This window comes from Alkaliphilus metalliredigens QYMF (assembly GCF_000016985.1).
GTDB lineage: Bacteria > Bacillota > Clostridia > Peptostreptococcales > Natronincolaceae > Alkaliphilus_A > Alkaliphilus_A metalliredigens.
On sequence record NC_009633.1, the window covers coordinates 4257408 to 4278088 of the forward strand.

Below are 20681 nucleotides of genomic sequence, written 5' to 3' on the forward strand. Positions count from 1 at the left end.
TTTACTCAGCCTCCTTTTTTTCAACCTTTGGCGTTTTACCACTTACACTCATCACAGAAATAACTGCTGCAATAGAAGTAAATAGCACCGTTGTTTCCCCTAGGGTATCAAATGCACGGTAATCCGTAATAATTGCAGATATCACATTAGCCGTATTTGTGTCTTCTACAGCATTGTCAACATAATAATGTGCCACTTCATTATAGGATGGACTTTCAGCACTTCCTAAGGATGGCATTTCTGAAATACTACTTAACAATACGAAGAGCAGACCTCCTAATACAAATAAAAGAAATTTTTTCTTCACTTTTCCATCCTCCCAGTTCTACTAATGACACCAATGAACAAAATTGTTGTTACACCGGCTCCAATAGCTGCTTCTGTCATTGCAATATCAGGCGCTCTTAATAGCAACCACAATACCGCCATAACCAAGCTATAGGTAGCAAATATAATGACGGCTCCCAATAAGTCCTTTGTTTCTTCTACCGCAATGGCGCAAACAATCAGAAAGATCACTAAGATTACATTTAACAATTGCACCTGTGGTTCACCTCTTCTCTACTTGATCATTGTGATAAGCAGCCTTGGCTATGATATGGGCTGCCGTTGGATTTGTTATCCAAATAAAAATCAACACAAGAAGCAATTTTATACTAATCACATCAAACCCTCTATAAACGATCAATGCTAATAACGCTAATCCCGCCCCTAGGGTATCACTCTTGGTCGTGGCATGCATTCGACAAAAAACATCAGGCATTCGAATTAAGCCAACCGTACCCACTAAAAAGAAAAAACTACTTACTATTAATAAGAAAAGAACAATTCCTGTTTGTATCAATGCACACACCCCCTAAAACAATTTTCCTTTTTCCACGTACTTTGACACACAAATTGTTGCAATAAAACCCATCATGGCATAAATTAACGCCACATCCACAAAAGCATCTTGGTCAGTTACAATTGTAATTAAAGCAATTAAAACTGTCACCTTAGTTGCAATAATATTAATGGAAACAACTCGATCTGCAGCTGTCGGCCCTATAAATGCTCTATATAGACAGAAAAAAATCAGTATTGCTAAAAAAATTGTCATGCCTGTCAAAGCTGTTAAAATCATTTGTCATCCACCTCTAATCTCAGCACATGCTGCTCCATCACACTATCGATTAAGTCTTCTGCAGCCTCTTCTGTTAACGCATGCACTAAATATTCATTTTCAGTTATATCCACAGTCAAGGTACCTGGCGTTAAAGTCACGGCATTACCATAAAGCACCTTATTAAAATCATTTTTAAACTTCACAGGTATCCTGACTAATTTAGGTGAAATTGGCATAGAAGGGCTTAATACAATTTTGGCAACTTGAATGTTAGCCTTTACAATCTCCACCAACAAACACCATATAAAAGAGAAGAATTTGCCAATATTAGAAAGCTTATATAGGGTTACCTCTTCTTCATCAAATACAATATCCCTTGAATAGAGTACAACGCCAAAGGAAACCACCAACCCAACTAGTATTGATTCTACAGTAATACGAGGAGATAATATGTTCCAAAATGTAAATAAGAGCACTCCCAATACGATGTGCTTTTTTTGTAACAATGAAATTTTTTCTTTCATAGTTCACCTCCTGCTATTTAATTACATTTCTACCCTTATATTGGGGTTAACGAGGACCTACGTGTGTTTTTACAATTTATCGAGACTTTCCACTATTTTTCTTGCATTTCCTTTTATTTCCGCTATAACCTTATCAATTAATAATATTGATTATTAATTAACTTAGATTTTTTGTTATGGTCCTTTTAATATTGTACAGTAAATTTAACAATTCTTCAATGAAATCATTTATACAATTTTCCATTTAAATGTAAAGAGACCTATATACTGTATATAGGCCTCCAATACTGATTATTTGTTTCATTTTATTATATTTGATCCATTAGGTTATTTTCCACTACCTTGTCTTTACTTCGTTCCACTGTGACCATCATATAAACTTTTTTAATACCAATCCATGTAAAGCATGAAATGGCAGCAATTGTACCTAACTTTCCACCAACGCCTGCATAGGCTGGTGTTGTTAATATAAATACGGCTCCCACAATAAATCCTACGACGCTCATTTCCTTAAGATTCGGTACATTTTTCACAGCAACCATTCCCGCATAAGAAGCAGTGGTTGCAACAACAGCCAATGTGGATCCTATACCTGGAATGAAATGAGGTAGAAAAATTCCTGAAACTAATGTTACAACAGCTGAGCCAAACACGGCACCCTTGTTTAATTCAATACTGATATAATATGCTGCCATTCCTCCAAAAATTGCAGTAATAATAATCATCATATTTTCCATATTCACCCTCCTATCCCAAAATATTCATAATGGTTCTGGTGATTAATCCAGATAGCGCAGCAGTTGTTCCGCCTTTTCCACCGATCCCAGCATAAATCTCTGTGGTTAAAACAATGACAGCACCCACAACCAAACCACCAATTCCCGCAGCTAGTAATGAAGGAAGTACAACTGTGGAGGACATTCCTACAAAGGATGCAGTATAAGTTGCTCCCGCCAAAGGTCCCGGGAGAAATATAGCTGCCAATACACCTACCAAGCCATTTGCAACAATCGCTCCATATCCCATTTCATGATTTATATACCAAGTGACAACGACACTTACAAATGCGCACAATAAAACGATTAATTTACTTTTATCTAGCTTCATTTATGCTTCCCCCTTACTTTAATAATTCCTTATAATGATCAGGTAACCCGATAAAAAACAGTACAGCAACAACAAGCAAGAGGATCGTATATACGAATGATTCTCCTCTTATTGCTGAAAAAATCAGCAATCCTACTCCTGTGCCAATAAAAGTTGTTAATCCCAATACTTTTCGCATGGGCTTTTCCTCCTTTTGAATCTCATATAGAGACCTCTTCTTACTATTATTGTAATACTCTGACAATATTATGTCAAAGCTTTTATTCAAGTTTCTATATTTAGGCAACTTTTTTCTATTCAGAAAATCAACAGCTTAATATTGTCCTAGCATTCCCCTCTTCAGCACTTCTTTTTCTGCCACCTTATAACCATACATCCCAATACTCATATAGAGAACAGATGTGAACAGTAAAAAACCGTAATCCTCTGAAGAAAAATTTTGAAGTCCCTTTCCCTCTTGTAGCATTTTCATAATTAATTCCCTAGTATAAGTAAAGGGTAATAATTTTAATATTGGTTTGTCCGTCGGTGATACCATCATTAATCCCACAATAATGAATTGGGTGGCACCCATTATGTTCTGAATTTTTTTAAATACCAATCCTAATCCGGCTAATAGTAATCCGACTCCATATAGGCTAAACAGTCCTACAAACAAGACAACAAAAATCCCTAGTAGGTCCACATGTAATTGAATTCCTGTCAATATCATTTGTACGTAAATCATGACAATAAAGAATACTGTAAAAAAAAGGGTCGAGACAATGTTCTTGCTGACCAACAACCATACAAAGGGAATTTCCGTCATGTACAACTGCTCTAATGTTCCTTTTCTAGCCTCATCCACAATAGCGTGGGCTGTATCAGAAAATGCCCCCATTGCCATGAACCACAGTGTATATCCTATCAAAAATCCCTCTAGGCTTTCAGTTAAAGCAACATTTGCTTGTCCAATATATTGCGCACCAGTAAAAAGTGCAATAAAAATAATAATATAGATGATAAATCCAATTAGACTGTTTAACCAATATCTTTTAAGTTCAATCCATTCCTTATGAAAGATAGCCATAAAGCTATAAAGGTATTTCATCCTTTTGTTCCTCCTTGATTAAATCCAAAAATATCCCCTCAAGATTCTTATGTTGTTTTGTTAAGTCTATTAAATGTCCCCCGCTATCCTTAATTAGGCCTAATAGATCGTATAAATCATCAACCTCTTTGAGCTCTATTATGATTGTTTGCTCTATGCCATTTCTTTTTTCACTTATGATTCCAATCTGTTTATTCATACTGGCTATTTCTTGAATATTCACTGGTGAGTGCAGTTTAATTTGATAAATCTGGCGATTCATCAATGTCCCCAGGTTTTGTACTGAGTCCTGTGCAACCACCTTCCCTTTATTGATAATCAGTACCCGGTTGCAAATCGCTTCTACCACATGTAAATCGTGGGTACTTAATAGTATGGTTTTTTGGTCCTCCCGTGCAATTTCCTGGAGCATCCCTCGCATTTCTAGGGTCATATTCACATCTAACCCCAATGTAGGTTCATCTAGCATAATGATTGGTTTGTTTGTAATGAGGGAGATGGCAATAGCTACCTTTTGTTTCATGCCCCGAGATAAATAGTTGACCACTTGATGACGTTGTTCCTGTAAATGGAAACGCTCAATCAAATCATTCATACGATCTTTAATTGCAGACTTCGACACGCCATTAATCCCTGCAAAAAAAATCAGATTCTCTTGAACAGTCATTCTCCAATAGATATTGCGATTACCCTCTAATACTGCACTGATGTATCTCAATCCCTCTCTTCTATTTTTTTTCATTGAATAACCATTTACTGAGATTTCCCCTTCTTCAAAAAACAATAACCCACAAATACACTTAATCATTGTGGTCTTTCCAGCTCCATTGGGCCCTAAAATACCAAATATTTCACCAGGCTTTACAGTAAAGGAAATATCTTGTAATGCTTGAAAAGATCTTTTTCTTTTTTCATAGTAGAACTTATTAACATGATTTACTTGAAGAATATCCTTCATCTTCTCACCTTCCGCTTTCCATGTTCTTCTTACCATGCATTCATCCTAATCTAGTTAGCATAAATCAGTACAATGATATCCGTATCCGCTTTGTCCTCTTCATCTATTGGAGGTACTAGAATAATCGCTATATGTTCTTCTTTTTTCATATTTATAGAAATCGGCTTGTTATCTAAGGTATTTTCCCATCCATTTTCCACAAGAATTTCTTCATAACGTGACAAAAACCCTTCAGGAGTTGTATTGGGTATAGAGTAGGTGCCGATATCTAAATCCTCGCCCTCCCCCTCTTTAAATTCAATTAACTTCATACTTTCTTCGTAGTCTGGTAGATATGGAAATTCTTTTGTATACCGATTATCATCTTCACTCTCACCATTATTAGATGATGCACAAGAAGCCATAGTAGCCAGCATCAATAGAGATAAAATAAATACAAACATTCTTTTCATGATAAACACTCCTTATTTTAGCCTTTCTTCTAGTATTCATCATAATAAAGATCTTGATACATATCCTGTGTGAAGGCTGTAATACCATGGCTCTATATAGGAGAACTACGATTACAACTGTTTTAAAACAGCATTTATCGTAATAAAAGAGCCCTACATACAAATGTATGATAGAGCCCTTCAAATATTGTCATTTTTAATTATTTATGTGGTTTTAGCTTTCTGTATAGCTTTTAATAATATCCCTACGGCTGACGATTCCTACTAGTATCTCATTTTCAACAACAGGAATACGATTCACATTTTTGCTTGTCATTAAAGTAGCTACATCTTCAACAGAGTCATTAATATCTGCTTTGACCACCTTTTTAGTCATGACATCCTCTACTTTATATCCCACCATTTTTTTAATTTGATCCCCTAGATTTTGTGGATTTTCAAGAAATATGTAACTATCTAATAGGGTAAAGTAACTTGGGATTTTCAATTTTTTACTACGATAGATCAAATCACCCTCAGTAATAATTCCAACGACGTGATTTTCTTCATCCACTACAGGTAATCCACTAATTCCATTATCTAGCAATAGCTTAACCACTTTCTCTACAGTATCTTCCTTGGTCACTGAAATAACGTCCCTTGTCATAATATCTCTGGCTTTCATTGTATCCATACCCCCTACTTAAAATATATTTTAATGAGTGAACAAACAAAATTTAATTGTTATGAATTTAATTGTTATGAATACTATTAAAATACCCAATTAAATGGCTTTTAATAAATTCTTTTTATATAATCTTTATGGTTGTGCCTTCCCCACCATATATTGGGGGTGACACCATGAGCTTAATTGGCACTCTGTTTTTCAGCTCTTCCACATGACTGATAATCCCCACACTTAATTTTTCTGAGTGCAATCTCTCTAGGGCATTCATGACAATTTCAAGGAGTTCGCTGTCTAATGTACCAAATCCTTCATCTAGGAAGAAGAATTCCAATGGTACACTTCCCTTCAATTGAATATGAGAGGATAATGCTAGGGCAAGGGCTAAGGAGGTTAAAAATGTTTCTCCACCAGATAATGTGTTTGTGGCTCTTCTGATCCCTCCATTAAAGTCATCTCTCATGACAAAATTACCACTACTGTCTAGTTCCAGGGCATACCTCCCCCTTGTAATTTCCTTTAGCCATTTTGAGGCTTCTCTGGCAATGTACTTTAACTGGTTAATTGCAACATACTCTACAAATTTGTTTCCCTCTAACATTTTGCTTAATTCCAAGAGAATATCTAGTTTGTGGGTGATTTTCTTCTCCTTTTTTTTAAGCTCCTTTATATTCTCTAGCTTTACTTTAACATCCTTGACAATCTGTTGTGATTCTCCAATTTCCTTAGACATTTTCTCTTGAACTTGCTTTTTCTCAGTCAACAATGCCTGAATTTGTTCCCACATTTCCTGTGTTAAACAATTCCCCTCTAATGCCTTATTAATTCTACCTATATTATGATTGATATTTTTTACATCATCATCATAGGTAATAATCTGTTTTTCTAATCTCTCGAGCTCTTCTTCTATGATCACATATTTTTCTATCTCTTCTAGAGAATTGAACCCTTGATCTTGAGTCATTTTTTCTAGCTCTTGTTTTTTTAGACTGTACTCACTCTCTAAATTAACTCTGTTGTTTTCTGCTATGGCCTTTTCTTCTACCATCTTCTGTTGCAAGGCACTACCCTTTTCAACCCTTACCTTAAGGTTCTTTTCTGTTTCTTCTACTTCTTTCATTCTGTTTTCTAGGGTTACTCTATAGGTTTTAGGATTATTATCTTCAACAAGCTTCTTTATTTTTTCAATGGACATGTTCAGGTGCTGTTTGTTTCCATCTAACTGTTGTTTATTTTTTGCTATTTCTAAATTTAAGGAATGTAGCCCTTCTTCTAATGCTTCTCTTTGATGATTTTCTATTTCTACAATTTCCCTCAAATCCTTTAATTCTTTTTCTTTTTTCCACCGTTCTTTATCCAGACCCTTCATTTGATTATATTCGACAACAATATTTTCAATTTTAAGACCTTCCTTTAATTTTTCAATTGATGAAGAGATCTCATTACTATTTTTGCGTAGCTTCTGAATTTTATTAATTAGTGTCTCATGGCTTTCACTGTCTTTTTGTATTTCTATATTTAACTTTGTCAGTAGGGTATTGTTGCTATTTATTCCTTCCTTGTGCTTTTCTATTTCTGCTTCTGTCTTGGTTTTGTTATTAGTATATGCTTCTCTTTCCTTTATTACTTTTATTAATTCTATTTCTAACCCATCAACTTCTTTTCTAAAATCTTCTAAGGATTGATTTCCTACTAATTTTTCAATCTCCTCTAAGGAGGTTTTTTTCATATCCCCCTCTTTATCTACTTGTGCAAGGGAAATATCTATCTTTGTTTTTTCTTCCTTTAATTCAAGTAGCTTGGTCTCACTTTTACCCAGCTCATTGTTCTTCTCTATCAGAAGTGCTTCCGCTTTCCCTTCTGCGGGATGAGGATGTTCCTTTGAACCACATACAGGGCATGAATCTCCTTGGTGTAGGTGTTGAGCCAGATTAGCAGCTACGGATTCCATCTCAATTTTTTTCACTTCCACTTTTAATGTTTCAAACCCACTTTCTGCTTCCCTGATTTTTGTAATATATGCCTCTTTATTATTTTCTAATTGTGTTTTATCTCTTAATAGGGCTTCTAGTACTTTAACTAAAGTGGATCTTTGAGTCGTGTGATCCCTTAGGGTTATTAACTGCTGTTTCCTTTTTTCTAGTTCCATCTTATTTGTAAAAACAATGTTTTCTTCCTTTAATGGACTCTGCTCTAAATGTTTTTGGGCTTCAACAAATGTACTTAACCCTGCTTCTAGCCCTTCTTTTATCTGTGTTTTTTCCTTTAGCTTTATTTTGTTCTCTTCTATCACTTTAGATAAAGCCACAAGCATTGTTTCATTTTCTTTTTTTTCTAGTAATACTCTTTCCATATCCTTTTCTAGACTATAGCCCTGTTCTAGGCCTTCACGAATGTGGGACTCAATATAAATTGCCTCTAAATACTTTTCTATTTCTGTTATTTTTTCTTTACCCTCAATTCTTTTCACTTTTAATTTTTCTAATCCCTTAGCTTTTTCTTGGCTCTCCTTGTAATGATAGGCATACAATTCTTCAAGAGCCTTTATTTCTTTTATAAGCAGTTGGTTTTGCTCCTCCATCTCTTCAGCCTGCTTACAGCTTTCTACTTTAGCAATTAAACTAGGGAATTGTTCTTCTTTATAGACTAGGGATTTTTGGTGGTTTTCTTGGACTTCCTTTAGTTTTTCATTTACCCGTGGCAAATCTGTTTCTAGTTTTTCTAAATTAATCTTATTTTCATTGATTTTTTCTTCTATGGTTTTTAAATTTGTCAGGTACGGTTTAAGGAGGTTAGACTTCCTCCCCATTTCAAATTGATTTCGATTTTCTTCTATTTCCGACTTTTTTTCTTCTAACGTTTTTTTAATCGCTTCATAACCCCGTCGTTCCTCTTGTAGCTCCCAGGTTTTTTTACCCTGTTGGTACTCCTTATCTAGCTTTAGAATTTCAACCTTCAGTAGCTGTTCTTCCCCTAGTAATAAATTTAGATGTTCTGCTACTTCTTTATAATAATCCCCTGTAATCCCTTCATAACCCTTCAGTTGGCCTTCTAAATCGATTCGCTTTACATCATATTTTTTTCGTTGGGTAGAAATCTTATCCATTATGGTTTTGCCATATTGCTCTAGTCCAAAAATACGCTCTAGCATATTTCGTCTTTCTCTCCCTGTGAGCTTTAAAAACTCACTAAATTTCCCCTGGGGTAGCACAACAGAACGTGTAAAGTCATCGGCGCTCAGTCCTATCACTCTCATGACTTCCTGATTTACATTAGTGACCCCTTCTGCCAATATTTTGATTCCATCGACCTCTAGCTCCATCATCCTGGCTACTGTGGTTTCTATTCCTCCATTTTTTTTGCGCTTAATCCCACGTTCCAAACGATAGGTCCTGCGTCTCTTTCCATCTAGGATTTCAAATTCAAAGCTAACTTCTCCTCGATCCACTTCCGTATTAATAAATTCCTTAGAATCCCTTGAAATGTTTCCATATAGGACTAAGGTGATGGCATCTAGTATCGAAGATTTTCCACTACCCGTAGGTCCGAAGATTCCAAAGAGTCCTTTTTCTACTAGTCGATTAAATTCAATCACCTGCTCACCATTAAAGCTATTGATTCCCTTTATCTTTAATAGACTAGGTCTCATCTTCGTCACCTTCTCCCTGGGCAATTTCACTAAATAAATCCATTAACTCTTCAGTTGGATGAACACCATTTTTATATATGTAATAGTCCTTAAACAAGTCTTCAATCCTCATGGTTGTCATATCCTCAAGTTCCTCTTCTTCCCTATCCATCTCCTGAAATACAGGTTTAATCTCCACAATATGAGGACGTAATTTCTTCATTTCCTTAATTTCAGATTGGGTCATCACTCTATCCGTCTGAATTTCTAAGTAAACCCAAATATCTCGTTCTCCATCCTCTTCACATCGTATCAGAGCTTCTTTGATTCCCTTACATTTCCAAACCTCTATTGGTTTATAATTTTTCAAATAAACTTCTTCTACCTTGGTATCAAGGCCCAGGTTAACTTCTACTACGTAAACACTTTTGCTATAATGTACCTCTTTTTTACTATATTCGATGGGAGACCCAGAGTAATATGCTTTTATCTTACCGCTACCCACAACCTTTTGTGGTTTATGAAGATGTCCAAGGGCCACATAATGAGCCCTTTGGGGCAAATGATTGGCATCCACCGTTAATGAGCCCCCCAGCTGGATGGGTCTCTCAGATCCAACCTCCTCTCCCCCCATGACAAAGAGGTGCGATATGGCTAAATTAATGGTATCCTCCCTATGTTTTTCAGACAAGTTGCTAAAAATTTCTCCAATTCGGGCTGAATAAGATTTCCGTCTAGCATCCTCCGCTAATTCCTCGGAAAGCAGCTCATTAAGCCTTTGTTCACTGGGGTAAGGAAGTGTCAAAATCACGACCCGTTCTCCCTTAAGATCTATTTCTAAAAACCCTTCTCCAGAATCTACAATTTCAAATGTCCCATACTTTCCTATTTCAACAATACTTTTGGGCTTTCCAAGTAATACAACCCCATGCTCGTAGGCTAGCGGACTTGCAGCCACAAGCCTATCAGGATTATCATGGTTCCCAGCAACAATAATAATGGGCCGTTGTCCATTTGCAGAAAGCTTTTTAACACTGTCATAAAAAAGTCTTTCTGCCTGGGCTGGTGGATTACTGGTATCGTATATATCTCCAGCAACTAAAATCAAATCGATTTCTTTTTCATTTACAATGGTAACGAGCTCCTCTAAAAATCGTTCCTGTTCTGCCAGACGACTATTCCCCTCTAGAGTCTTACCCAAATGCCAGTCAGATGTGTGTAATATCTTCATCGTTTCACCCCTTGATCCACGTCGAATAAGTATAAATATGTTTCCTTTACCTGTTTTCCTGTAATACGCTCTAGGGCTTCTGCATACATCATTAGTTGCACATCATATCTTGTCATGATGCTGGCGGTATCTCCATTGAGGACAATGTCATTTTTATAGTCCACCAATACCAAACCATCCATTTCCTCAAAGTAGCAGTCTATCACCCCTTGAACAAGTAGCTTTTCCTCTAGATTTTCAGATAACCCATGGATGACATCCTTAGCGGATTTTTCAATAATAAATGGTGATTCTCGATATACCTTCTCTGCCCCAAGCATTCGCTTTCCTATTTCACTCTTAAAGTAATTTACGATTTTCCCTACATTGACGACCTGAGCTTCTTCTTCAGTAATCAACTCCCGGGCCACCATCAAGTCTATCTGTTGACTGATCTCCTCTTCACTTCCAACTTGATTTAATGCTAAATGCTGAAGTACAAAGTGAATAATGGTCCCTCTTTCCGCTGCAGTCAGGGCCTTTTTACCCTCCATAAACTTTGGGGTTTTAACAAGTGTGGGGATTTGATGTACAATAGAATCCATCTCTCCCATATTGGCTTTTTTAATATCCGACACCGAAAGCTTAGAGGGGATCACAGTTGCCTGGGGGTAAGGATACTGCCAGTTAAGCCTGTTATCAATTTCTTCTTTGTGTTCTGTGTGCCTATGTGGCGAAAAGTCCTCTCGATTAAAATGGGTCAACTTTTCCTTATATTCCTCTTCCTTTAATCGTTTTTCATGCTCTTCTAATACAACAGCTTGCCTACCTAAAATGTTTACTGTCCATTTAGAATCCTCAGCCTTATATTTCAGTTCATTAAATTCAAAATCACCTAGTTCTCTTAACACTTCTCCGTGAGGATGCTTAATCAATGCAGCACCTATCCAATCTAAGTAGCTTTTGGCATTCATTAGTGAATAGATGTTGTCCGCCTGGTTCCAGTTTGTAACCAGCCTGTCAATTTTCCGTAAAGAGCCAACGATAATCAACTTATCTTTGGGTCTGGTAAAGGCAACATACAAAATTCTCATTTCCTCAGATAGACTTTCTATCTTAATTTGATCCTTCATGGCAAGCTTCGCAATACTGTCTCTGTATGTTCTCAAGTTAGAGTCCACAAATTTGGGCCCTAGGCCTAAATCCTTATGCAATAGCACATCTGCACTGGTATCCCTTAGGTTAAAGTTTTTACCCATACCCGCTGCAATGACCACAGGAAACTCTAAACCCTTGCTTTTGTGGATACTCATGATACGAACCACATTATCGTTTTCCCCAAGTATTTTTGCTGCACCCATGTCACCTTTACTACCTTGAAGCTTTTCAATAAATTTGATAAAGTTAAACAAACCTTTTATTGAGGTCTTTTCAAATTGACTGGCACGGTCAAATAAAATTCTAAGATTAGCTTGTCGTTGAAGTCCACCAGGCATTGCTCCTACATAATAGTAAAAACCCGTATCCATAAGGAGCTTCCATATAAACTGATCTATTTTAATATATCTAGCCTCATTTCCCCATTTGTTAAGCTTTTCAATAAAGGAAACCAGCTTGTCTTTTAACGCATCCTCATTTTTTTCAATATATTTTTCTATTGCATCATAATAGGTACCATTTTTATCATTAATTCTAATATCAATCAGTTCCGCCGTTGTAAATTCACCAATAGGAGATCTCATCACACTGATTAGGGGAATATCCTGCCTTTTATTATCGATTACCTTTAGTAGATTAAGGAACATTCCCACTTCGATGGCCTCAAAATAACCTGTATTTGCATCGGCGTAGGCAGGTATTCCTTCACGAATAAATGCCTCTAAAAAGCTTTGTGCCCAATTCTTCGTGGTTCTTAAAAGCACAACAATGTCTTTAAATTCTAACCTTCGATAAACTTCATTCTTTTCATCGTAGATTTCTTCGTTTAATAAATCCTTAATCCTTTTGGCTATAATACGAGCCTCTACTTCAATATCAGCCAGTTCCTGTAGCTCCTCTTCTATGTCCTCATCTATCTCCATATTTTTTTCGATTAGATTCACTTCAATAGATGGCTCCTTAATGGACTCAAAACTAGCCCCTTGGTATAGGGCCGCCCTATGATCATATCCTATTTCTCCTAGCTCCTTGGACATAATATATTTAAATAGATAATTAACTCCGGCCAACACCTCACCTCTACTTCTAAAGTTTTTAGCAAGGTCTATTCGTCTATTTATGTCTCCTTCTTTTTCTCCAAATGTTTCGTACTTTTCTATAAATAGGCTTGGGTCCGCTAGACGAAAACGATAAATACTTTGTTTTACATCCCCCACCATAAAAAGGTTATCTTTTCTCTTAATGGATTGGATCAAGGTCTCTTGTACGATATTACTGTCCTGATACTCATCAACGAAAATATATTCAAACCTTTGCTGATACTCCTGAGCTACCAATTCATTGGCTAAAATTTCAAGTCCATAATGTTCCAGATCATTAAAATCAACGATACCCCTATCGGCTTTCTTTTGGGCATATCTGCTGGTAAATCCCGTCACTAACTGATATAGATAATCCATTAAAGGATGAAGTTTGTTTAAATCCTCTACATAGGCCTCGGGACTCACGGTAAAAATATTATCTTTAATGTCCTTGATAATGCCCTTAGCCTTATCTCTTAGGTTTTTGGACTCCTCTTTTAATACCGGGTCGCTTTCCTTTGAAGGCTTTAATCTGGCATGATTGATGTGATTTAAATGTTCATAAAATGATGTAATAGGTAGGGTTAGGCTATCATACAGCTCGCTTATTTGACCTAAATCTGAAAGGATGGCTTCTTCATATACTTCCGGTCCCCCTGGCTCCTGTGCAATACTGAGGGCATTATTTAAAAGATCCATGGCTCCTTTTAATTGAATTTCAATCCTACTCTTGATGGTTTTAATCCATAAACTCTCATCAAAGTCTTCAATAGACAGGGAAAAGTCCCCTACCTTTTCCTTAAGCCACACTTCCGGGTAAGGCTGACTTTGAATAAATCCATATACCTTTAATACTAAATCCTGCAATGGCCTATCTTCCTTTGTTCCTCCAAAGGCTTCTACTAACCTAAAGAATGTCTCATGGGCCCCTTGGTATTCCTCTTCAAACAGCTCTTCTAAAGCTTCTAGTCTCATAATACTGGTTTCTGTTATGTCTCCAATTCTAAATCCAGGGTCCACATCAATAATATGAAAATGTCTTCTGACCACGTCGATACAAAAAGAGTGGATGGTTGTGATAGAGGCTCTATTAAGCAAATTGATCTGTCTTCTTAAATGGGCCTCTTGCTCGGTCTTTCTCTCCATTTCTTCCATAATAGCTCCTGCGATTCTTTCTCGCATTTCTCCAGCGGCTGCATTGGTAAATGTCACGATCAAAAGTCTATCGATATCAATTTTATCCTTTAAAATAATTTGAATAATCCGTTCAACAAGCACCGCTGTTTTACCGGATCCAGCTGCAGCAGAGATCAAAAGATTACTTCCCCTGGCGTCTATGGCAGCTTGTTGCTCTGTAGTCCAATTTTTCATTACCCTACACCTCATTTCAATACTTTATCCTGGGCTACAATTCAGTGGGATCAAAACCTCATCTGAATTAAGTCTCGTTTTTATTGCTCTAATTATATCATATATAGAACGAATGTTTTAGAAACAACAGTCCCTAAAAAACTGTTGTTTTCCTCTCTATGGCTCCTACAGAGATTAGTATTATCAATTCACTTGAAATTAGTATAAACATGGTATTTTAGTCACCAAGCAAAATATCTTTTAAATATAAAAAAACAAAAAAATATTCAAAAGAGAGGTTTACATTTCCTCCTAAAAATCGCTTGTATATAGTGAGAAGGAAATAACCGGTTAAAAATTCTCAAGATATTAATTCAATATGTGTAAACAAAATGAAGATCATCAAAAAAACTTAGGAGGAGGAAAGACATTTGAACAAAAAATATTTGAATTAGCATCCACCCAAGAAATATGAACAGTACTTGCTGTAGCTCTGATTTTTTTACATCTTAAAAAATTAAGAGAGAAGAGATTTTCGTCAAGAAGACAAGGAGAAAAAGTATCAAGAGATTACATGAAATTTAACAGATAAATTGAATCTAATGGAAGATGTGAAAAAAAATGTTGTAGAAATAAAAGATTATATATTTAAGAAAGGTTCTATAAAAAAATAAATATAAAATGAAAAGGAGATGATTTTTATGGGCGGATATCATGTTGCACATAGAGCTACTAGTTATACAAAATATATAGGTATTGCCAGTACATTAAAATTACCAAATAATTGCGGTTTTGAAAAAGATTCAGCAGCAACTGTATACGATGGAGTATTTCCTGAATTTATACATGGCTTTTATAAGAATTCTTATGGATTAGATGTCGGTGTAATCTACAGGGATAAAAAATTCAAATTGTTTTATCATAGTTTTTCAAATACCTGTAATCCTACTGATGGTGATGTAGAAGTAAATGTATCAAAAAGAGATACTATAGAGTTAAAAACTTATTTAAGTGGTAATAAAATCCTTGCTGAAGCCTGGAAAAATTCTGTGAAATTGAAAACGCTAAGCATTCCATTAACATCAGCAGCAGCCCAAGCTTTTGCAGGCGGAGCTAAAATAAATAGAGAACTTGTTATCGCAGCAAACAGACATCCTTATATTCCCTGCGATGCATATTTTAGTGATACAACATTCTCAAAAAGTACATTAACAACCACAAGTTACACATATGAAAAATTAAGAATATCTAATAGTAAATTATTGAGATATGCAGATGAAGGCACTATGGATCGCAGTAGATATGGTTATCTTCCTCCTACAGAAGATAGTGGTGGATATGTTATAGATACAGGCTCTTGCGATTTTAGATAAAATGTTTTTATATAAAAATAATAGTAGCGTAATGCTTTTTTACTCTACTATTATTTTTAATTTTATACTATTGAAATGAATTAATATTTACCCATGTTTCAGATGAATCATACGATGATATTACTCTAAATGTAGTTCCATCTATTTCAAAAAACTTAATAAAATCTTGTGTATTTCCACTAGAATAATAAGACTCAGTGTTTATTATAATCTTTATTAAATCATTTATTTGTACAGTATCTTCTAATTTACTATTTAGCATATAATATAAATCATTTTCCAATTTCTCGCGACTTTTTATCTCACCCCATTCTATTAAAGGTGAAACATCTCCCCGTACAAAAATGTTTAGTTCCGTATCTCTAGGTACAAAAAAACCATCATAATAACTATCTTTTGAAGGTGTAAACCATTCGTATCGCAAAGCAATTTTATCTAGAATGATCAAAGCTTGTTCTATAGTAGTGGGTAATTTAGGATCTAATCGATTATTGAAGCCTTTAATAATTCCTTCATTAACACAATAAAGCATAGCATTATAAGCCCATTTACTTATATCTTTTTCATCTGAAAAATTATTTAAATTGCCGCTTACATCAGTATCAATTCCATTAATATTCAAAAATTTGGCTATTACGATTGCAAGTTCTTCTCTAGTTATATTAGACATTGGTGCGTATTCATCTTTACTTATTCCCTTTATAAGTCCTAATGAATAAGCTCTTTGAACATCTATTGAATCTGTATCTTTAAATGGATTTTCTTTTAAAGGTATATCTTCTTTATTCGTTTGGGTTCCTATAGCATACATAGATATAATCAACTCTGCCAATTCTTCTCGGGTTATGTTTTCTGTATATTTATTATCGTCAAGTATAGATACATCTACTTTATTATGTATAAAATCAGCTATGGCTTCACCCGACCAAAAATTATTATAAGCATGGACCGTTGTTATTTTCATATTTGTAGCTAATAAGCTTAGTACTATCGTAAGCACTAAAAAAGTTTTTGATTTTTTACTTCTTTGATTTTTTACGAACATATTTAATCTCCTCATAAAATAAGATTTGCAAGAAAATTTTATTGTTAATACGTAGAGATAGTAGCCTTGCAATCTATTTTCTCTCATATTTCCATGAAATTCCTTTTAAGTATTTCTTATGTTTCACCTCTCTTTAATTCAAATTTATAAATCAGTTGGAAATTTATTGTATAATTAAGCTATTTTTACAATCTCATTATATCATTTCTTTTTTCAAAACTATTTTACAAATTAATTACAGTTTATATTTACTAACCAGTACTTATTACAAAAAAGATACTACAAAGAAGTAATTTGCTAGATTGCAAGAGATTTTAAAAAATCTTTTTAATATGAGTTCCGAATCAAATCCAAGTGCGTTATAGTAATAGTCGTGGGGTAGCAACTCTAGTTGCAAGTCCATGAAAATGCACCTCGCATATGGTATTTGGATTTGTTTAGCCACTTCCATTTTACCATTTTTGCTCAGGTGCATTTTATATTTTCGCCGAATTTATGGACTCTTTCAACAGGTTCTATTAACTAGATTGTATTATTCCATCATCTAAATATAGAATTCTATCACATTTCTTAGCTATTAGAATATCATGAGTCACTACTATAGCAGTTAACTCTCTAGAATCTTTTATTAAACCTAATACAATATTTTTCGACTCTTTATCCAATGTATTGGTCATTTCATCTGCTAAAATGACCTCAGGATTTGTAATCATAGCTCTTGCAATAGAAATTTTTTGCCTCTCTCCAGCAGACATATTATCTGGCTTTTTATTTAATAGATGTTTAATCTTTAGGGTTGATGAGATTTCATCTACTTTCTCTTCTATCACTTCCTTGGTGTATCCTCTAAATAAAAGAGGTAATGATATATTATAAAACCCTTTTTTATCTCGTATTAAACAAAATCCTTGAGGTATATATCCAAAATGATTTCTTCTTAATTTATTCAACTTCAAAGGTTGATCTATAGACAATTTCTTATCATTAAATATATACTCACCCTTATCTGGTGTATCAATAGTCCCTATTAGGTTTAACAAAGTAGTTTTTCCGGATCCATTATTACCCATTATGGCAATCTTTTCACCTTTTTCTATTCCTAAATTAATATTCTTTAATACCTGAATATTATCCCCTTTATGTATATATGATTTAGAAATATTTTTTAAATTTATCAGCATAATTATTCCTCCCATGCATTTTTAAGAAATAGCTTATTTAGAAAATCGCTTCCAATCATATTGGCCGTTACAAACCATATAATAAGGCTTACAACAATATTTATAACACTATATAATAAGGAAGGCTTAAAAATCAGCAATTGAATAATCACACTTAATATATTTGATACAGCTAATACGATCAAAATTTCAAATTGTATACTTCGTTTAATGGTTAAAATGTTTGCTCCTGAAACTAAATATGCCCAGTATGTACCTATATTTCGTAAAATTTTCTTATTGAAAATAATTATTATAAGTGCAGATGAGATGAATACTAATATGCCGTAAAATACAATAAAGCTTGAAATCAAACTACTACCAACTTCTCTTTGATCTATGCCTGCAATATCATTTGTAGACCATGACGAATATTTCTTCAGACCACTTTCTTTAGCCATCTTATTAATTATCGTTTTAGCTTTATTATTGCTTACCCCCTCTATTGGTTTCAGTATACCACTTGTCTTTAAGCCATAATGTCTAACTTGAAAAATTTTATCTTGTGTGTTAATTGGCTTTTCACAATTAATACAAGGCATTATTATATATCTATCTAAATATTGAATATCATTGCCAATTTGAATATAACTATCTTGCTCTAAAAATCCAATTACCTCAAAGTTAAAAGGTTCTGCTATATAAACACCTTGTAATTCTTGTCCCAATTTATATTGTTTTTTATACTCATATCCCAAAATGATAGGTACAGTTTCATTTATGCTATGAAAATAATCTTCTTCTTTAAATTTCTGCCCTTCTAATAACTTTAAATTAAAATCAGAAAAGCAATTATAACTTAATTGAGCTGCTTTAATTGTGGCCGCTGGCGGATATTTAGTCCCATTCATCTCCATAACAATATCTTCTTTATAAGGATTCCCGTCTTCATACATTTTTCTAAATATGTCAGAACCTTCATAATTTAAAATATACAAAGATTGGTAATATATCTCATAGTACTCAAATTCTTTAGCGTTAACTAATTTTTCATACATGGTTTTAACATTGCGTTCTCCATTGGGTTGTGAGTAAAATGGAGAATATTCTTGATTATATGCAATACTTATATAATCTTTAGGAACATTTTGCGCATATCTTGTCTGGTTGTCTGATAACAATATTTTTGTAAATATTAAATAGTTAAATAACGAAAAAACCATTGTAAATAGACAAATCATCAGTACAAATTGAATTAAATTCCTCTTTATATCTTCTTTCAAAATATATTTCAACATTTTATGACTCCTTTTTTACTCCAATAGTAGCAAATATATACTATATATGCGATAAAAGAACAAATAAACAAACTAAATATAACACAAGTAATATTTAAAGGAAAACCATTCATAATCCTTTTAAAATCAGAAAATGAAAAGAAAACCGAATATATCGCTATAGAACTTATTATTCCGATTGTTTCATATATAACCCATTTTCCTAACGTAATATAAATTGTATGATATAGAGAAAAACCAAGAAATTTGGAAACCTGAAGTGTTTTTTGTATTGTTAAAAAGAAAGATCGACTCTTAATAAAAAATAATATCCATATTAGAATAATAATTGGATAGATTACCCTATGAGAATGCCTTTCGTATCCCAACAAACGTTTTATCCCCTGATTTTCATCTATTATTATTTCTATCTCGCCCAAATTAGATATTGTATTTAATATCAGATTTGTTTTAGCTACATTGTTGCCATCTATAGAGTAGATTCCCCAGTCTGCATGGTGTATACTGTCCAAATTATAAAAGATTATATTATCAATAATACTATTTATCCCATAACCACAAATACCAATTACTTCATAACTATCATTAAACAAAGAAAGATATCTTTTCTCGTTTTCTGCATATGTATACTCAGTCATGTTTTCTCCTATTACAACTAGCTTTTTATTAGCAAAAAAATCAGTTTCATTAAAGAAGCGGCCATCAAGTATTTTAGGTAAATTTACATTTCCTTTAACTAAAACCCCTCTTAATTGAGGATTATTTAAAGAGTCATCGAATATAACATAATCGTTAATATTTTCACTCTCAAACAAATCCTTAAGGTTATCAGTCCCATACTCCCCTAAAAACATGCTAGTTTTAATTTTTTGGGTAGCAGGGCCTCTATAACCTATACTAATTTTCTCCAGTTCTTCTACATACTTCACATAGGTAGATACGGTGATGGCAAAAATATAAACTAGAATTATTAATGATATGGTAAAAATTTTATTTTTATTCATTGGCGTCCCCTTCTTTATAGAGTTTGAGATAGCAAATATAGCTATCTCAAACCACTATAAAATTATAGTTTATGAATATATTTAGAATTTATAGCCCATATCTGATACGTCCATAAGTAGAATCATATACTTCCCATCCAACATCCTTCGAAGTAGCCGAAACTTTTCCTGTTCCCCATTTCGTAACTGCGCCAAAGCTCTTCCCCAAAATAAAAGTGGCAAAAACACACAGTTTGATTTTTACACCATATGCTGTATCAGTTATTTTGACTAGCTACATTATATGGTATGGAAAATATAAAAACTTACTTTTGACACTCTAATCATAATAGATAAATAAATAATTAGTTTTTATTGACTTTTAATCCGTATCCTTAACTATTTAAAATATACCACATAATTCTTCTTATTTATCTAAATTGTAATGAAATGGGAGTAAAACGCAATGAAATGGTATATAAAACTTTTTCGTT

At 34.0% G+C, this 20681-nt stretch carries 20 protein-coding genes; 1 reads left to right on the forward strand and 19 read right to left on the reverse strand.

Annotated features, from left to right (window positions below; all coding sequences use genetic code 11):
* Window position 1 precedes the first annotated feature (1 nt).
* The 15 genes from mbhE to addA form a co-directional block, all read right to left on the reverse strand.
* Window positions 2–307, reverse strand: coding sequence for a hydrogen gas-evolving membrane-bound hydrogenase subunit E (mbhE, locus tag AMET_RS20395; protein ID WP_012065184.1), 306 nt, complete (start codon window positions 305–307; stop codon window positions 2–4).
* Window positions 304–543 carry a hydrogenase subunit MbhD domain-containing protein gene (locus AMET_RS20400; RefSeq protein WP_012065185.1) on the reverse strand — a complete coding sequence of 80 codons (240 nt, stop codon included), beginning with the start codon at window positions 541–543 and terminating at the stop codon, window positions 304–306. The genes mbhE and AMET_RS20400 overlap by 4 nt, the downstream gene beginning before the upstream one ends.
* Before the next feature lie 7 nt (window positions 544–550).
* On the reverse strand, window positions 551–844 hold the full coding sequence (mnhG, locus tag AMET_RS20405; protein WP_012065186.1) for a monovalent cation/H(+) antiporter subunit G: 294 nt from the start codon (window positions 842–844) through the stop codon (window positions 551–553).
* 12 nt (window positions 845–856) lie between these two features.
* On the reverse strand, window positions 857–1123 hold the full coding sequence (locus tag AMET_RS20410; protein WP_012065187.1) for a monovalent cation/H+ antiporter complex subunit F: 267 nt from the start codon (window positions 1121–1123) through the stop codon (window positions 857–859).
* Window positions 1120–1629, reverse strand: coding sequence for a Na+/H+ antiporter subunit E (locus AMET_RS20415; protein WP_012065188.1), 510 nt, complete (start codon window positions 1627–1629; stop codon window positions 1120–1122). The genes AMET_RS20410 and AMET_RS20415 overlap by 4 nt, the downstream gene beginning before the upstream one ends.
* A 308-nt stretch (window positions 1630–1937) precedes the next feature.
* On the reverse strand, window positions 1938–2366 hold the full coding sequence (locus AMET_RS20420) for a hypothetical protein (RefSeq protein ID WP_012065189.1): 429 nt from the start codon (window positions 2364–2366) through the stop codon (window positions 1938–1940).
* A 10-nt stretch (window positions 2367–2376) separates the two neighbouring features.
* A complete protein-coding gene (locus tag AMET_RS20425; protein ID WP_012065190.1) occupies window positions 2377–2736 on the reverse strand; it encodes a hypothetical protein in 360 nt (119 codons plus the stop codon).
* A gap of 13 nt (window positions 2737–2749) precedes the next feature.
* The gene (locus tag AMET_RS26015) at window positions 2750–2914 is read right to left on the reverse strand and encodes a hypothetical protein (protein ID WP_157047321.1); all 165 of its coding nucleotides are present in this window, start codon (window positions 2912–2914) and stop codon (window positions 2750–2752) included.
* A 135-nt stretch (window positions 2915–3049) separates the two neighbouring features.
* Entirely contained in the window at window positions 3050–3826 is a 777-nt protein-coding gene (locus AMET_RS20430) for an ABC transporter permease (protein ID WP_012065192.1), read from the reverse strand.
* Window positions 3810–4820, reverse strand: a complete 1011-nt coding sequence (locus tag AMET_RS20435; protein ID WP_012065193.1) for an ABC transporter ATP-binding protein — start codon at window positions 4818–4820, stop codon at window positions 3810–3812. Before AMET_RS20435 ends, AMET_RS20430 begins: the two co-directional genes overlap by 17 nt.
* Window positions 4821–4834: 14 nt before the next feature.
* Window positions 4835–5236, reverse strand: coding sequence for a hypothetical protein (locus AMET_RS20440; RefSeq protein WP_012065194.1), 402 nt, complete (start codon window positions 5234–5236; stop codon window positions 4835–4837).
* Between the two features lie 214 nt (window positions 5237–5450).
* On the reverse strand, window positions 5451–5909 hold the full coding sequence (locus AMET_RS20445; RefSeq protein ID WP_242661343.1) for a CBS domain-containing protein: 459 nt from the start codon (window positions 5907–5909) through the stop codon (window positions 5451–5453).
* Window positions 5910–6024: 115 nt separating this feature from the next.
* On the reverse strand, window positions 6025–9549 hold the full coding sequence (locus tag AMET_RS20450) for an AAA family ATPase (protein ID WP_012065196.1): 3525 nt from the start codon (window positions 9547–9549) through the stop codon (window positions 6025–6027).
* The gene (locus tag AMET_RS20455; protein ID WP_012065197.1) at window positions 9539–10759 is read right to left on the reverse strand and encodes a metallophosphoesterase family protein; all 1221 of its coding nucleotides are present in this window, start codon (window positions 10757–10759) and stop codon (window positions 9539–9541) included. Before AMET_RS20455 ends, AMET_RS20450 begins: the two co-directional genes overlap by 11 nt.
* The gene (gene addA / locus AMET_RS20460) at window positions 10756–14349 is read right to left on the reverse strand and encodes a helicase-exonuclease AddAB subunit AddA (RefSeq protein WP_012065198.1); all 3594 of its coding nucleotides are present in this window, start codon (window positions 14347–14349) and stop codon (window positions 10756–10758) included. The genes AMET_RS20455 and addA overlap by 4 nt, the downstream gene beginning before the upstream one ends.
* 680 nt (window positions 14350–15029) lie before the next feature.
* On the opposite strand from addA, the gene AMET_RS20465 reads away from it, so the two are divergent.
* Entirely contained in the window at window positions 15030–15701 is a 672-nt protein-coding gene (locus AMET_RS20465) for a hypothetical protein (protein ID WP_012065199.1), read from the forward strand.
* A gap of 67 nt (window positions 15702–15768) precedes the next feature.
* Here the strand turns inward: AMET_RS20465 and AMET_RS20470 are convergent, their stop codons facing one another.
* From AMET_RS20470 to AMET_RS20485, 4 genes are all read right to left on the reverse strand, one after another.
* The gene (locus AMET_RS20470; protein ID WP_012065200.1) at window positions 15769–16746 is read right to left on the reverse strand and encodes an S-layer homology domain-containing protein; all 978 of its coding nucleotides are present in this window, start codon (window positions 16744–16746) and stop codon (window positions 15769–15771) included.
* 518 nt (window positions 16747–17264) lie between these two features.
* Window positions 17265–17927, reverse strand: coding sequence for an ABC transporter ATP-binding protein (locus AMET_RS20475; protein ID WP_012065201.1), 663 nt, complete (start codon window positions 17925–17927; stop codon window positions 17265–17267).
* Between the two features lie 2 nt (window positions 17928–17929).
* A complete protein-coding gene (locus AMET_RS20480) occupies window positions 17930–19204 on the reverse strand; it encodes a hypothetical protein (RefSeq protein ID WP_012065202.1) in 1275 nt (424 codons plus the stop codon).
* Window positions 19198–20208, reverse strand: coding sequence for a hypothetical protein (locus tag AMET_RS20485; RefSeq protein WP_012065203.1), 1011 nt, complete (start codon window positions 20206–20208; stop codon window positions 19198–19200). The genes AMET_RS20480 and AMET_RS20485 overlap by 7 nt, the downstream gene beginning before the upstream one ends.
* Window positions 20209–20681: the final 473 nt, after the last annotated feature.